The sequence below is a fragment of the Geminocystis sp. M7585_C2015_104 genome (assembly GCA_015295805.1).
In the GTDB taxonomy this organism is placed as follows: domain Bacteria; phylum Cyanobacteriota; class Cyanobacteriia; order Cyanobacteriales; family Cyanobacteriaceae; genus DVEF01.
Map to the genome: position 1 here is coordinate 40,687 of DVEF01000079.1, position 14,615 is coordinate 55,301.

Annotated in this window: 14 protein-coding genes, 2 tRNA genes and 1 pseudogene; 11 read left to right on the forward strand and 6 right to left on the reverse strand. The window is 42.6% G+C overall.

All coding sequences use genetic code 11. From position 1 onward, the window contains the following. The first annotated feature begins 15 nt into the window (after positions 1 to 15). The 4 genes and pseudogenes from IGQ44_09365 to IGQ44_09380 all read left to right on the forward strand — a co-directional run bounded on the left by IGQ44_09365 (position 16) and on the right by IGQ44_09380 (position 4,773). Positions 16 to 1,494 (forward strand): HAMP domain-containing histidine kinase, encoded by a 1,479-nt coding sequence (locus tag IGQ44_09365; GenBank protein HIK38186.1) that lies wholly within the window; start codon positions 16 to 18, stop codon positions 1,492 to 1,494. A gap of 100 nt (positions 1,495 to 1,594) precedes the next feature. After that, positions 1,595 to 2,819: pseudogene (locus IGQ44_09370) on the forward strand (tetratricopeptide repeat protein). A 46-nt stretch (positions 2,820 to 2,865) separates the two neighbouring features. Further along, positions 2,866 to 3,783 (forward strand): alpha/beta fold hydrolase, encoded by a 918-nt coding sequence (locus tag IGQ44_09375; protein HIK38187.1) that lies wholly within the window; start codon positions 2,866 to 2,868, stop codon positions 3,781 to 3,783. Positions 3,784 to 3,999: 216 nt separating this feature from the next. Continuing rightward, the gene (locus IGQ44_09380; GenBank protein ID HIK38188.1) at positions 4,000 to 4,773 is read left to right on the forward strand and encodes a hypothetical protein; all 774 of its coding nucleotides are present in this window, start codon (positions 4,000 to 4,002) and stop codon (positions 4,771 to 4,773) included. 30 nt (positions 4,774 to 4,803) lie between these two features. Here the strand turns inward: IGQ44_09380 and lysS are convergent, their stop codons facing one another. Next, positions 4,804 to 6,381 (reverse strand): lysine--tRNA ligase, encoded by a 1,578-nt coding sequence (lysS, locus tag IGQ44_09385; GenBank protein HIK38189.1) that lies wholly within the window; start codon positions 6,379 to 6,381, stop codon positions 4,804 to 4,806. A gap of 180 nt (positions 6,382 to 6,561) precedes the next feature. On the opposite strand from lysS, the gene rpmG reads away from it, so the two are divergent. From rpmG to IGQ44_09400, 3 genes are all read left to right on the forward strand, one after another. After that, the gene (rpmG, locus tag IGQ44_09390) at positions 6,562 to 6,756 is read left to right on the forward strand and encodes a 50S ribosomal protein L33 (GenBank protein ID HIK38190.1); all 195 of its coding nucleotides are present in this window, start codon (positions 6,562 to 6,564) and stop codon (positions 6,754 to 6,756) included. A 36-nt stretch (positions 6,757 to 6,792) separates the two neighbouring features. Beyond that, entirely contained in the window at positions 6,793 to 7,011 is a 219-nt protein-coding gene (locus IGQ44_09395; protein HIK38191.1) for a 30S ribosomal protein S18, read from the forward strand. 98 nt (positions 7,012 to 7,109) lie between these two features. Further along, positions 7,110 to 7,182, forward strand: a tRNA-Arg gene (locus IGQ44_09400). Positions 7,183 to 7,540: 358 nt separating this feature from the next. Here IGQ44_09400 and IGQ44_09405 read toward each other — a convergent pair. Continuing rightward, on the reverse strand, positions 7,541 to 7,825 hold the full coding sequence (locus IGQ44_09405; GenBank protein HIK38192.1) for a hypothetical protein: 285 nt from the start codon (positions 7,823 to 7,825) through the stop codon (positions 7,541 to 7,543). 1,121 nt (positions 7,826 to 8,946) lie between these two features. Here IGQ44_09405 and IGQ44_09410 point away from each other — a divergent pair. After that, on the forward strand, positions 8,947 to 9,657 hold the full coding sequence (locus IGQ44_09410) for a glycoside hydrolase family protein (protein ID HIK38193.1): 711 nt from the start codon (positions 8,947 to 8,949) through the stop codon (positions 9,655 to 9,657). 78 nt (positions 9,658 to 9,735) lie between these two features. Next, positions 9,736 to 11,169 (forward strand): DUF697 domain-containing protein, encoded by a 1,434-nt coding sequence (locus tag IGQ44_09415; GenBank protein ID HIK38194.1) that lies wholly within the window; start codon positions 9,736 to 9,738, stop codon positions 11,167 to 11,169. Here the strand turns inward: IGQ44_09415 and IGQ44_09420 are convergent. Next, positions 11,166 to 11,564 (reverse strand): phosphomannose isomerase type II C-terminal cupin domain, encoded by a 399-nt coding sequence (locus IGQ44_09420; protein HIK38195.1) that lies wholly within the window; start codon positions 11,562 to 11,564, stop codon positions 11,166 to 11,168. The two genes, IGQ44_09415 and IGQ44_09420, sit on opposite strands and share 4 nt — an antisense overlap. Positions 11,565 to 11,624: 60 nt before the next feature. Then, a complete protein-coding gene (locus IGQ44_09425) occupies positions 11,625 to 12,035 on the reverse strand; it encodes a DUF4359 domain-containing protein (protein ID HIK38196.1) in 411 nt (136 codons plus the stop codon). 63 nt (positions 12,036 to 12,098) lie between these two features. On the opposite strand from IGQ44_09425, the gene IGQ44_09430 reads away from it, so the two are divergent. Continuing rightward, positions 12,099 to 12,171, forward strand: a tRNA-His gene (locus IGQ44_09430). Positions 12,172 to 12,451: 280 nt separating this feature from the next. Here IGQ44_09430 and IGQ44_09435 read toward each other — a convergent pair. Next, on the reverse strand, positions 12,452 to 12,637 hold the full coding sequence (locus IGQ44_09435; GenBank protein ID HIK38197.1) for an NblA/ycf18 family protein: 186 nt from the start codon (positions 12,635 to 12,637) through the stop codon (positions 12,452 to 12,454). A gap of 260 nt (positions 12,638 to 12,897) precedes the next feature. On the opposite strand from IGQ44_09435, the gene IGQ44_09440 reads away from it, so the two are divergent. After that, a complete protein-coding gene (locus IGQ44_09440; GenBank protein HIK38198.1) occupies positions 12,898 to 13,437 on the forward strand; it encodes a biotin transporter BioY in 540 nt (179 codons plus the stop codon). A 199-nt stretch (positions 13,438 to 13,636) separates the two neighbouring features. On the opposite strand, the gene IGQ44_09445 is transcribed toward IGQ44_09440, so the two are convergent. Then, positions 13,637 to 14,599 carry a DUF362 domain-containing protein gene (locus IGQ44_09445; GenBank protein HIK38199.1) on the reverse strand — a complete coding sequence of 321 codons (963 nt, stop codon included), beginning with the start codon at positions 14,597 to 14,599 and terminating at the stop codon, positions 13,637 to 13,639. Positions 14,600 to 14,615: the final 16 nt, after the last annotated feature.

Consider the following 14,615-nt stretch of genomic DNA (forward strand, 5'->3'; position numbering starts at 1 on the left):
GATGGGAGACTGGGGATGAGAGTGGAATACTGTCGGACTACCAGTTTAATGGATTTAATAAACGAACAGGAGTGGGAGGACTTACAATATAGCGATATGGATGACAGTGAGGCCGACTCTAAGGCTCAAGAAAGCTCCATCCAAGTGTACCATGAGTGGAATGGGGCAGTCGCCTCCTTGGAAAGGCTTTTATTGCTGACAATAGGTAAAAAGAATACTTCCTTTAATCCTGAAAAAAATGGCTTTATTATATCCTCTCCCACCCCCGTCATAAACAATTGGCAGCTTATCCCCCATCTACATACTGTGGTTTTATCTCCAAAGCATACGGTGGCAATCCCCCTACTCCCCAGTGGCAAACCACAAGTAACTGATTATTTTGCCTTTTCCTCCTCCTTCGCTAATATTACAATACCAGAGGGGTATTTTTTACAGGAGCAGTTTTGTCTGGTTTTTACTGACTCTTTTTCCCTGTTTTTGATTAAGGGAATTAGACATAATAAAAAGCCGGCTTTCTTTTTCTCCTTCAACCCCGAAATAATTCACAAGGTGTGGGGTTATTTGAGAAGGCAGTTAATGGAAGTTATATCAGAATCGGATAGGGAAGGTTTAGAAAGAATAAGTCGGCAGCTTAAAATCGTGGTGCCGGAATATATAATAGTGGAAAAGTTTAGTAGAGGGTTTGTAGAAAGTTTGAAGAGGCAAAGATTAGAAAACCCAAAGGAACCCGAGAAGATAAAAAAAGACAAGATAAACAGAAGTAGTATATCGTTGAAAAAAACCCCAATCCCCCCATACCCAGAATTGGAGTTGCTACAGGCGTTGACCCACGAAATAAGGACGCCTTTGACGACTATAAAAACCTTGGCGAGATTACTAGGAAAAAAGGCTAAAAAAGAACCAGAATTGCTAAAATACATAGAAAAAATAGAACAGGAGTGCACCGAACAAATAAACCGCATGGAGTTGATATTTAAGGCGGTGGAGTTAGAGTCGCAAAATAAAAAAGAAACACTCAGACTAATACCAACATCGTTGGAGACAATATTAAATCAAACTGTTCCCTATTGGCAAAGACAGGCAGAAAGAAGAAATATTGTACTAGAGGTGTTTATCCCACAAAAACTGCCCCAGATTATAAGTGAGCCGGCTATACTAAGTCAAGTACTAAATGGCTTGATGGAAAAATTTATCCGCGGCTTGCCAAGTGGCTGTCGTTTTAAAATGTTGGTATTGCCTGCGGGAAATCAATTGAAACTAAAATTTTCCTCAGAAGTGGGATGGATTGGCGGCGAAGGCAAGTCTTTGGGAAGACTATTATTCTTCCAGCCGGAAACCGGTAGTCTTTCTCTTAGTGATGATGTCACCAAAAATATCTTCCAAGCCTTGGGAGGCAAGTTGACTATCAAACAAAAACCAAACGGGGGGGAAATAGTGACTATCTTCCTCCCCCTGGGAAGTCATACTGGCTACCCTTATTGTAGTTCCATTTGAATTCAAACACCCTAGATGGTATGCTAAATCCTACCCCTTTCCCTGTTTCTTTCTAAATCCTATCCTCTATCCCCTACCCCCTAAATCATTATTGGCTTCTATGACTATTTCCCTGTGTGTGATTGTGAAAAACGAGGAGGAAAATCTGCCTTGTTTAGAATCTGTTTCCTCCCTCGTCACGGAAATGGTAGTAGTAGATACAGGATCCCATGATAAGACAAAAGATATTGCCAGGAAATGGGGAGCAAAGGTGTATGATTATCAATGGCAGGATGATTTTTCCAAGGCACGCAATTTTGCTTTACAATTCGTAACAGGAGACTGGGTATTAGTACTAGATGGGGATGAAAAGTTGAATGAGAAGGTAATCCCCCTTTTGAAAAAATTGACAGGGGAGAAAGACAATTTAGTGATAAATCTTATCCGCGAAGAGATTGGTAGTAATTCCCCTCCTTATTCTTTGGTGTCTCGTCTGTTTCGTCGTCACCCCCAAATTTACTTCTCTCGCCCCTATCATGCTTTAATAGACGATTCAGTAATTGCCTTGCTGGAAAGAGAAAATCACTGGCGGATAGTGGATTTAACGGAGGAAGTAGCAATTTATCACTATGGTTACCAACCCATTGTGTAGTCTCGCCAGAGACTATCACCTTGCGGCGAAAAATAAAACGGAGAAAGCCAGAAAGGCAATGGAAAAATATCTTGCAAATCACCCCTATGATGCCTATGCCTGTAGTAAACTGGGGGGATTATACTTGTCTTTGGGAGAGGTGAAAAAAGGGATAAAGTTGTTAAAGACTGGTTTGAAACACAATTCTTCTGCTACCCCTGATGTTTTATACGAGTTGCATTATCATCTCGGCAATGCCATGGTAGAAGAAAAGCAGTTTACCCTCGCCGAAAAATACTATCAAAAGGCAATACAAATCCCTATAGCTGAAATATTAAAACTGGGGGCATACTTAAACTATGGCAGTTTGTGTCATCAACGCCGACAGTATCAGCGGGCAATAGAGTTTTATAATGCCTGCATTAGGATTGCCCCTAATCATGCCCTAGCTTATTACAATCTAGGTTTAACTTACAAGGCAATGGGAAATATTCCTCTTGCCATCGAAAGCTACCGCCAGGCAATTCGGCTAAATCCCAATTGTCCTTGGGCATATCAAAACCTAGCGGTGTTATTATTCAAGCAGGGATACATAGAAGAAAGTGCCTCTTTGTTTAAAACTGCCTATCATTTACACCAAAAGGAAAATCCCTCTCTAGCAGAAAACCTTAAAGAGGAATTGAAGTCGATAGGCATTCCACTGGAAGAAGCCTAGACTGAAGCCAAAACTTGAGAGTGTTTCACTACTGAGTTTTAGACAGATGCGACTAAGGGTAGAGTCGGAGAGTGAAAAAAGGTTTGGCTATCAGAGGGATTGGCGGTGGCATGGTTGGCGTATCCACTACACTTTTTACCCCCCATTACAAGCCAATAACCCCTTTGTTTCCCCACCCATTCTTCTGTTACACGGTTTTGGGGTATCCCTTAGACATTGGCGTCACAACATCCCTATTCTCCGACAAAGACATTTTGTTTATGCTTTAGACTTACTCGGTTTCGGCGCCTCTGAGAAGACTTATACCGAATATGGTATACCCCTTTGGTCAAGACTAGTTTTTGATTTTTGGCAAGAATTCATTTCCCAACCCTGTATTCTTATTGGTAATTCCCTAGGCTCATTGATAGCCTTAAACACTACTGCCTCCTACCCCGACACTGCCAAAGGGTTAGTAATGCTTAGTCTTCCCGATTTGAGGGGAAAAAGAGATGACAACAACCCCATTCTAACTCCATTATTACACAAAATAGAGGAGTTGTTCACTTTCCCCCTATTAATTCGTCTAATCTTCCAGATAGCAAAACAAAAAACAGTAATCAGTAATGGTCTGAAAATTGCCTACGTCAATCAAAACAATTTGGATGAAGAATTAATTGAAATTGTCACCAAACCCACCGAGGATGTTGGGGCAGCAAGGGCTCTAATAGCTATGACTAAATCCATTAATAAATTCCCTGTTTCTGTCAGGCAACTTTTGGAGTCTATTAACATCCCCATTCTACTGTTGTGGGGTAAAGGGGACAAACTTATTCCGCCAACAAAAGCGTCACATCTAGCAGCCATTAATACCAATATAGAATTACACCTATTAGACAAAATCGGGCATTGTATTCATGATGAAAACCCAGATTTGTTTCATAAAATTCTTTTCTCCTGGTTGAAGAGGAATAATCTCACATAAAATGGAACTCGGAAATAGCAGCTTATAATTATGAGCCCATAATTAGGGCGTAGGGAATGGGATTTAGGAAATCTAAAATAAACAGTGGAGTTGCAGGGGCTGTGGCTCATAAGAGACCATAAGAGATTATAAGCCTGTAGTTATAGTTTTCTATTGGGCTGTCTAGTATAATTATTAGTGTCAATTGTTGGAAGAAAACTGACGGACTCGGTTTTTATGAGGTGGGGCGGGTTATTGCCATGGGTGGTTTTATTGGTTACGGGGATTAGTATTTTCCAGTCCCAACAACAATACGCCGCCAAACACCTGGAAAATTCTCGTGGGAATGTAGATTACTTTCTAGAAGAAAAGAAAATAAAAATGGCACTTTTGTTGCGGAAAAAAATGCCAACTTTTGGTTATAACAACATTTTGGCAGACTGGTACTATCTGCGGTTTATACAGTATTTTGGAGACAGCCCAGCGCGAGAAAAGACTGGTTATTCAGCCGTGGCGGATTACTTTGAGTTAATCAGTGATTATGATCCCCGTTTTGTTGATGCATATTTGATACTTTCCACGGCAAATTCTATATATGCTGGACAGGCACCAGCCACGGTAAAATTCCTGAACAAGGTTTTGGCAAATATTTCTCCAGAAATATCTCCCTATGCCCCCTATCTTTGGATTTACAAGGGAGTAGATGAAATGTTGTTTTTGGGGGATATAAAAGCAGCAAAACACTCCTATGAGATGGCGGCAAAGTGGGCATTGGCAAGGGGAGATGAGGTAGGAAAAGAAATTGCCAAAAGAAGTCTAGAAACAGCAGCATTTTTGGGCAAAAATCCGGATAGTAGGAAGGCAAGAGCAGGGGCTTGGTATACAATTTTCAAGAATGTTTTTGACGAGGAAACAAAGGAAAAAGCACGCCTAGAAGTAGAAAAAGTGGGGGGAAAAATTGTAGTCCTCCCGGATGGCAGCACACAGCTTCAATTGCCGGAAGAAGACTAAAAAAGAGGACCAAAGACAAGATACTTGCTTTTATAGACTACTAACCTCCTCTAGACGTTTGAAAACAAAATTTTTGTCCAAGTAGGAGAATAAATATCCTGCCTTTGGGCCTCTATCCTTACCCAAGAAAGCATAATAAACTGCGGGAAAAGCAACATTAGGACTAATTCCCATCTGTTTTGTCACCGTAAATAGGGCAGTTTGTAATTCCTCTCCCTCCCATTTTTCGACGGTTTCCAAATATTCCCTCAGACGACGTAAATACTGTTTTTGTTCGTCGGTAAGCATAGACACCTTTGAGGGGATTTCCTCAAAGTAAATCACCAGTTTTTCCTCCTCATCGGCATAGGATTCTAACCACTTTTTAGCTACAGTAATTCGCTCATTTATCTTCTGCCAGTCGTATTCAGTTAAAGGCCTATCACAGCGTTTTTCTATTTCGGACTTCAAGTCCAAATGGGGTATTTGTAGAAGGGAAATGATAGTACTAAGTTCAAAGGTATAGTAAGGTTTGATTTCATCTTGCAGCTGGGAATAGTAAAGAGGCAAAAGTGTGGGAGGCAATTCAGATGTTTCCGCCCCAGCCAACAATTCTGCATACTCATTCAGGAGAGTGTCATAGTCTCTAAAAAGACGGGTAATAGTCTCATAATTAGGGGCAAAATTAATAACAGTTTTTGGCTGTGTTCTTAGCATCAAAAAGCGCAAAATTTCTGGGGGCAAAAGTTCAGCCATTTCCCTGGCACTAGAGCCTATTCCCTTGGAAGAACTCATTTTAGTGCCATTAACTAAAACGAACTCGTAAGGGGAATGGAAGGGCGGTTTTTTCCTGAGGATTTTGCGGCAAAGGGCATTAGCAACATCCCGTGAGCCCCCTTTTTGGGAATGGTCTTTCCCAGAAAGCTCAATAGTAACCCCCAACAAGTCCCACTTGGCTACCCATTCCACCTTCCAAGGGAGTTTCCCATTGCCGTCGAAGGGAGAAATCCATCCCTGATAGCCACACCCCCTCACCCAATCCGTGGCATCCTCCCTACAGGTGTAAAAAACCTTTTCTCCATTATACTCGCTTACATAAGTAGTAGCAATTTTCCCACAATTTTCACATATCACCTGAAAAGGATACCAGTCATCGGGGCGTTGGGCATTACTAACTTCTTTATAAATATCTCTTACTACTGCAGCGTTACGGAGAAATAAATCGATGTAGTAGTTTAGCTTTCCACTGCGGTACAAGTCCCTCAGGTAATAGATTTCAGCTTTAACCCCCAGGTAGTCAAACACTTGCAGAAACTCCCCCATATAGTATTTGGCATAATCTGGGGCCACTGTAGGGTCAGGGGATGGGACATTACAGAGGGGAAAACCCAGATAAGGGGAGAATTTTTCCGCGTCTAGGTAACGGGGTATACTGTCAAAGGCGTCGTAGTCATCCACACCGTAGGTAAAACGCGCCGGTTTGCCCTGTCTTTTCAAAGCCCTATAGATAACATCATGAATTATAACACCCCTTAGGGAGCCCACATGTACTCTGCCAGAAGGAGTTTTCGAGTCGTTTACCAATTCCGGCTGTTGTGAGCTTGCCGCTATCTTATCCGCCCAAAACATATTCTAGTTCAAAAAATTCCACTGCAGGGTAACTATTATATCTTATCCCCTCTTTCCCCCTCGCCCCCCTAATCCTCACCTAGTTGACAAAAAAATGGCCGAGCCCCTTGTCAAAAGGGGTAATTTTGTAGGATAATAGTAGACTGTCCAGAAAAGCTAGAGGGAGAAGACTGGCTAGAGATGGCAAGCAAAAAAGGTGCCAGGATAATCATCACCTTGGAATGTACGGAGTGTCGCACCAACCCCAATAAACGCTCTAATGGGGTGTCTCGTTATACTACCACGAAGAATAGAAGAAACACCCCCAACAGACTAGAGTTGAGGAAGTATTGTCCCTATTGTAACAAACACACTATTCACAAGGAAATCAAGTAGTAAAAGGAAGTTTTTGTAGTTTGTAGAGGAAGGATTATGGCCTATTTTCGCAAGAAAACATCTCCCATCCCCCGCAACCAAAAAATCGACTATAAAGATGTAGAACTGTTGCGTAAGTTTATCACGGAAAGGGGCAAGATTCTGCCAAGGAGAATAACAGGATTAACAGCCCGTCAACAGAGGGATTTGACAGACGCGGTGAAAAGAGCTAGAATTCTGGCCCTGTTGCCCTTCTTGAATTTAGAAGGCTCCTAGTATATCCCCCGTCAGCCACGATTCGACTCTTTTTTCTCCATGACGGGTGGCTGATATTCATCTAAATGTGCTATTATCATGTAATGATGGCTTGTTATGGGTACGTAGCTCAGAGGATAGAGCGCCAGATTCCGGTTCTGGTGGTCGGGGGTTCAAGTCCCTCCGTACTCGTGGCCCTTTCGTCTTAATCTCGACACCGTTAGGGGTAGACTTCTGACCCGATTTTGGCCCACGGTGCCACCAATAGCACAACTTATAAGGACTTGTCAGGATAACTCCCCGTCTGTTTGTTACAGTTTTTTAAAAAACCCTGACATGAGACACCAATTTTGTCAGGGGGGACTTAAATTAGGAAAAACAAAAATTCGGACGATTTTAGAAGCTACTTCAGGATATCTAAGTAGTAACCTCCGAAAACCCCTCTCTATCATCCTGTTACTCATACTCACTCTCCATTTTAACAACATAAACACCCCCAACCACTTCCCACTAGCCCTATATCCACCAAAATACCTATCCTTTATCCCCTCTACCCTATACCACGTCCTGTCAAAGCTAATCCCATCATCTTTATCAACTCATCTATATCTTTGTTCACTATCTTGTTTATGCTTATTGAACCCTTTATCTCTCTAAGATTATACTCTAACCTCATCCTCTTTTTGTAAATCTCTATGGCCCGTTCCACATTCTCCATGTTAGCAAATAAAAACATATGGTCTGAAAATTTCCTATCCCAAAAACCTACTGTACTACCTTTAACTATTCTTTTATAATAAACACTTCTAAACACCACTTTTTGACCTGTACCCACTGATGAATCTATCCTATTGTTTTATTCTCTTGGAGATAGTCAAATGACTTAAGAAAACTGGACTTTTTATCCATCACCAACCCTCTATTCCTCATAGGGTGTTTCATTTTTTCCTCGAGAGGATATATAAAAGGCAAAGGACAAGAAAAAGTCAAGCATTAAAATTCGTTTATTTCACCATCAGACAGCTTACCAACATAATCTGTTTTTTTTTTTTTGGAGAAAGGTGTTTCAATTTCAATGGTTTAAGCTACAATGGATTCAGCATCTTCTTTTAACAGGTTTACAAGCATACCCCCCTGATTGTATTTTGGGTGGCATTATTTGTGTGAATTTATAGGCGGCTTCGTAGGATAAGTCTTTGATATATAATGCTGTGTCAGAAATTGGGGATTTAGCAGAAAGTATAGCAGCAGTTGCTTTTGAAGTTTTTTTAAAAGCTGATGCTCAAAGTTAGAAATAAGGGGTAGATTTTTATGTGAGCATCTTTCTCAACTCCTAAATTTTAATTTATCTTGTCCCAACTCAGGGAGACAGTGGTAAACAGGAAAAGTAGAAGACTGACTGCCAGCTGATATTATTCACCAACCCTTAGCCGCCTATGGTAAAACTCTGTTAGTCTGTCTGCTAGCAGCAATCCCCCCTGTCAGCAGGTTGTCAGTTAGTTGGGAGAGTAATTAGTCTTTTTTTTTTCACGCCGATTGCAACCACCCCTCTGTTGTCAGGAATTTTGGGGGATGCCGGGGGGTGAATAAATTTATACCCCTATACCAGTGATTTATACTGCCATTGGCAAGAGGAGTAACCAGTGGGGATAAGACTATCATCCTCTCTTTTCAGAAATTATCCACCTACCAGCAGAGGGGGGAAGGGAGAAGGGAAGTAAGTGGCATAAGAGGGATAATACTAGAATTGGTTGCAATAAGCTTTTGAAGATATAAACGATATATTAGGGTTTTAGAGTATAAAAGGTGATAAATAATAGCAATAATACTGGGATTAATTGCAAGCAAGGGGAAGAATAAATGAAAGAGAAATGTGGAAAATCATGACAAAGGGAAAAATAGTGCAAAGGGTGTAGGAATACCCTATGATAGGGAATGCGGTAGGAAAGGGAAAGTATGATAAATTACAAGAAAACACAAACCTTTTATGGTAGGGTGGGGGAGTGGTTAAAAATAATAATGATGGTGATTGTTATCATGGGGGTGGGAAGAGTAATCCTGAGAGAGGGAAGAATAAACTGGAAAGGTGCGGGGAAATATTTGCTCAATAGTCTTTATGGTAGCCCACCACTGGTGATGGAGGGAGGGGATCCCTATGTAAGGGCATTAATGCGTACAATTAGTTTTAGTGAGTCCAATTATCCCAATCCCTATCATGTGATTTACGGGGGAAGGTATGTGAAAGACTTGAGTCGTCACCCCAACCTCTGTGTAGAGATAGAAAGTGGTCCGAATAGAGGCAAGTGTACTACAGCTTCTGGGCGCTATCAGTTTTTAAACACCACCTGGCAGGAAAAGGCTGCTAAGTATCATCCCCACCCCTCCAAATTCCTCTTCTGGAAGGAATATAGTTTTGAGCCGGAATATCAGGACTTAGTATTGTACAATTGGTTGACTGACAAGACAGCTTGGGGAGAAGACATACCCCAGTTGTTACGGGAAGGGGAAATAGATAGGGTTTTGAAAATTCTATCCCCTATCTGGACGAGTCTGGGATATGGCATTGAAGACAACAGTATGACTAAATATCTTCCCCAGGTTTATCAACGTTTTCTCCGGGAAGAGTTAATCAGGCAAGAGAAGTCTTCCTATCGACAGAGGACCTGAATCCGCAGTCAGGTATACTGGAAGCTGAGGCGTTATATTCTCCAATTGGGTATCTGAATCGACAACGGTTGAAACACCATGGATGACTGGGAAGCTACCATAGACAGTTTAAACAGGTGGCAGGCGGAAATCAACTATCAGAAGGCACAGGAGTCGTTAAGGCATGTATTATTGAATCTGGACCTAAAAGAGGAGGAAAAAAGGGGATTAGAGGCGGAAATAGAACGTCTACAACGTATTTTACAGAAATTAGAGGACTCAGTGGTCCAAATTGCCGCCTTTGGTATGGTAGGCAAGGGGAAGTCCAGTGTTTTAAACGCCCTCATCGGCGAAGAAGTTTTCGCTACCGGACCACTACATGGCGTAACTCGAAACATTGAACAGACTAACTGGCGGTTGACAACAGAAACTCTTGGGAAAGGCAGCTTAGACATCCAACGACTGGTTAAGGAAACAAAAGACGTACAAATCCAGTTAATTGACACCCCCGGTATAGATGAAATAGATGGGGAAGCCAGGGAGAAGTTGGCAAAGGAAATAGCCTCTCAGGTGGACTTGATTCTCTTTGTCATAGCGGGAGACATAACAAGAGTAGAATACCAAGCCTTGTGTCAATTGCGGGAAGTAGGCAAGCCTATAATTCTAGTATTCAACAAAATCGACCAATACCCCCAAGCAGATCGCCAGGAGATTTATGAGACAATTAGAGATGTGAGGGTAAAGCAATTGTTATCCCCAGAAGAGATAGTAATGGTGGCGGCTTCTCCCCTTGTAACCACGGCAGTTAAAGACGCCACAGGGAAAATTCGTATTGTCAAAAAGAGGGGAAAACCACAAATTGAGCCTTTAAGACAAAAAATCCTGGAGATATTATACAAGGAGGGGAAATCCCTGGTGGCCTTAAATGCTATGCTGTCAGTGGGGGAAATCAATCAAAAACTGGCACAACAAAAGTTACTGTGTAGGGAGAAAATCGCCGAGAGAATAATTCAAAAAACCGCCCTCACCAAAGCCACCGCCATCGCCCTCAATCCGGTAACCGCCATCGACTTGTTTACCGGTGCCATCATCGACGTGGCCATGATTCTCAATCTTTCCCAATTGTACCACATCCCCATGACTAAAGAGGGAGCGATCCAACTACTTCAAAAAATAGCATTTAGTCTCGGTGGTATTAGCATCAGTGATATACTAATAACACTGGGACTAAGTTCCCTCAAAGGTATTCTAGGATTAACTAGCCCCCTCTCTGGCGGTTTATCCTTGTTGCCTTATACTTCAGTTGCCATTACACAAGGGGCAGTAGCCGGCGTGTCTACCTATACCATCGGCCAGATTACAAAAGTATACCTAGCCAAGGGGGCATCCTGGGGGGAGGATGGGCCCCTAGCCGTGGTGGAAAATATCCTTAATTCCTTGGATGAGACTTCCATTCTTCATCGTCTCAAGGGGGAATTAAAGGCAAAACTCAAAAGAAGAATTCTCAAAGAGCACCATCAGGCTATAATTTAAGCATCCGGGGTCCAACCGTCTGGATGGTGGGCTGCAGAGTCTGGAAAACGAACAATATCATCATCCCCCAGGTACTCCCCATTTTGAATTTCAATCATCACTAGGGGTATTACACCCGGATTTTCCACCCTATGACGGGTATTCATGGGCACATAGGTTGACTGTCTGGGTAGCAAAAGTTGTTCTTTCCCGTCACAAATTACTTTTGCAGTGCCAGATAGTACTACCCAATGTTCACTGCGGTGGTAGTGGAGTTGGGTGCTTATGTGGTGTTTGGGTTTGATTACAATTTTGTTTATACGGTAACTGGGGCCCTCTTCTAGGAGGGTAACGGTACCCCATGGCGGGTGGCGCACAACCGTGTTAGAATCAGCAGTGGGGAGGTTGTTGTCCATGAATTTGCACTGAGACTATTGACACTGGGACTACTACTAGCTATTCCTCCTCGATTATAACTATTCTTGAGCCTGAGGAGGGGTCTTTTTTGCCCTGTAAACATAAAAATTGTTTAAAATTCCCACCGTTTCAAAACTGTACAGATACAGATCAGTTCGATATATACTCAACAGGAGATAGTTGTCTCTTTTAGTGTTGGTGGCAATTATTGCGGGGATAGCCTCCTTTCTGCCAGCCTCCAGTAAGACATTACATAGCTGACTTTTTACTAACTCCTCCAGACTTTTAGAGGTGGGAATACATACATTCTCCTTAGCATAGCGTACCAAAGCCTCTGTGCCATATTTCTGATACTTTCCCATTCCAGGATTGGTGGCCACCAGTATCCCCCCCGCTGCCAGCAGGAATAAAATGAATGAACAGGAGAGACAAGAGGAGGATTTTTTCTGCTCTAACAGTAAAGGCTCCATACAGAGATTTTAACAGTTCCTGGACTTTTTGTCTAAAACTTGCTATAATAATGATAGTGCTTGGCGAGCGTAGCCAAGCGGTTAAGGCAGTGGATTGTGGTTCCACCATTCGTGGGTTCGAATCCCATCGCTCGCCCTTTGAACAACCCCCGAAACACAAGGGGTTTGGGAGATAAGCCGGACAGACTGAGATAGGGGTTTCTCCAATGTTTCTAATTGCTATCCTGGGTGTGACACGGGGGGTGTTCTTTTTAAAGGAGAAGGAACAACTCCATACGGGGATTATAGCATTTTCTACACCTTACTGAAAGGGCCATCTGTCAGCTGTCTTCAGTCTAACACATGGGGGGTTGTCTTTAGATAAACCCACAAAACATCAGGGGTTTATAAACCAGGGTGGGGAAAAATCACAGGAATCAGCTCTCTTCCAAACCCCATTTATGTTTTAATATGTCCTTGTAGAGATTCTCCCTTATAAGCATTTCCGCATATAGTCTAACCAAAAAATCCTGAGCCTGTTCCCTTGTCATTTTTGCCACCTGCATTTGGAAGTTGCGAAGACTTAATTGTTGTTCTAATGATAACCCCTCAAAATTATACATGTTCTTTCTAGCCTCCTAATATGAATAACCCCTGCCTAATAGTTAACACAGAGAGAAGTGAAAAACTGCTCATCACGAACAGTAAGTAGAAATACTCAGAGAAAGGTAGTAGGAGAGAGTTTGGTTTTTGGCAAGGATAAACGTAAAATTAAGCTGTATTGTGAAGTATGGGGATAAAGTAAACTAACTCTGTGAGGAAACAGAATAGAGGCGAGGGAATATCCGCCATCAACAAGTTTTTTTGGGCATTAATCGGTTTAATGTTAACTGTTGTTGGCACCTTTGTGGAGGTATTTGTGGTGTTGCCTGAGGGGGGGAATATGAAAGTGGCCTCTTTGGGAATTACCTATCAGCTGGCGGGAGTGTTTTTTACGGGAATGTTGGCTGGGAAAAATGCAGCTGCCGCGGCTCAAATCGCCTATGTTATCATGGGACTGTTTAAACTGCCCATTTTTTTCCTTGGAGGCAGTTTCGACTATCTTCAATACCCCAGTTTTGGCTATATCCTCGGTTTTATTCCTGGCGCCTGGTTGTGTGGTTTCCTTGCCATACCTGGTAAACGCCGTTTAGAATTATTTGCCCTGAGTGCTTTTTGTGGTCTACTGGTAGTGCACGCCTGTGGCATTCTCTACCTTGTAGGTTACACCTGTGTTACCCCCCTGTTGGGAAACCAGTTGAGTGATAGTTACCTTTGGGATGCCATCCGTTTGTATACTATCACCCCTTTTGCTTCCCAACTAGCCTTAATTTGTGCCGTCTCTTTGGTTGCGTTTGTGATTCGTCTAATTTTATTATATTGAGCCTATGAGTTTACTGGTTTTTTGTCTTATAATCTTTTTGACTACCAATTTCTTTTGTTGGCTGATTATCTCTGTTGTCCACCCCCTTTTTATCTCAATTTTTAGCTGCCTGCTTTGGTTTGGTTTTTTGCTTATTTTAGGTCTCCTGGCTTGGTGTTTTAATGAGAGTTGAGGGGGGAAAGACTGCAAAACCACCCACTCACTCTGAGGAGGAATAGGCAGACAATGGCTCTTTAATCCAGCGAATATAAAGATGCCTGAAGGTGGATTTTATCACCCTGGGCAGGCCAAAGTCAATGGGCATTAAAGCATCAGGGAGACGCCAGTCGGATACCCTCAAATCCTCTGGTTTTAAAAGGGGGAATTCTATGTCTTGTATGTCACTACACAATCCCAATCTCTTCTGGGCCACCAGAGTAGGCACCATCCTCCAGTCTACACCTATTATATCGGCCATTGCCCAGTCCAGAGCAAAGACGTCGGCGGAAGCACCCAAAATTCCTAACTGTCTCGGCTCGCCATTGCTAGGACCGTTGCCCTCATGGGCCATAATAGCATCTATTATGGTCAGATCAGGATTGATAGTCCTGGCTGTTTCTACTAGCATTTCTGCGAAACCCTGAGAGTCTTTACCTGCCTCCATGTGCCACCATGCCTTCATTTTACCCGGCACACACCCAAAGAGGTTTTTTACTCCCATTGTCATGGTTAGCTGACTATGGGATTTGAGTTTAGGAAGGTTTATGACTACATCCGCTTCCATTGCCTCTTTGGAGAGTCTGAGATGGGGGAATTTTTCACTTCCCGTGCTATATCTGTCACCTCTAAACTCTACAATGGGGATATTCAATTCTCTGCATAAAGGCAGATAACCATTTGCTTTGGCTACTCCTTTTGCACTACCAAAAGCCGGGCTATCCCCCAAGAAGGGTTTACCTCCCGCTTCCTGTACCATCTTTGCCACACAGTACACTATTTCTTTCCTGGTGATACACTCCTTAGTGGGGCGAGAGGCTGTTAAAAGATTTGGCTTGAGTAAGACTCTGTCTCCTGGTTTGACGAAGGCGGCAATGCCTCCCAAAGGCTTCAGGAGGCTTTCTAGACTGTCTCTCAACTGGTCTATTTGATACGAATTGGCCCTAATCAGTGCTACTTTTGCCATTGTTTGCCTTGTCTTT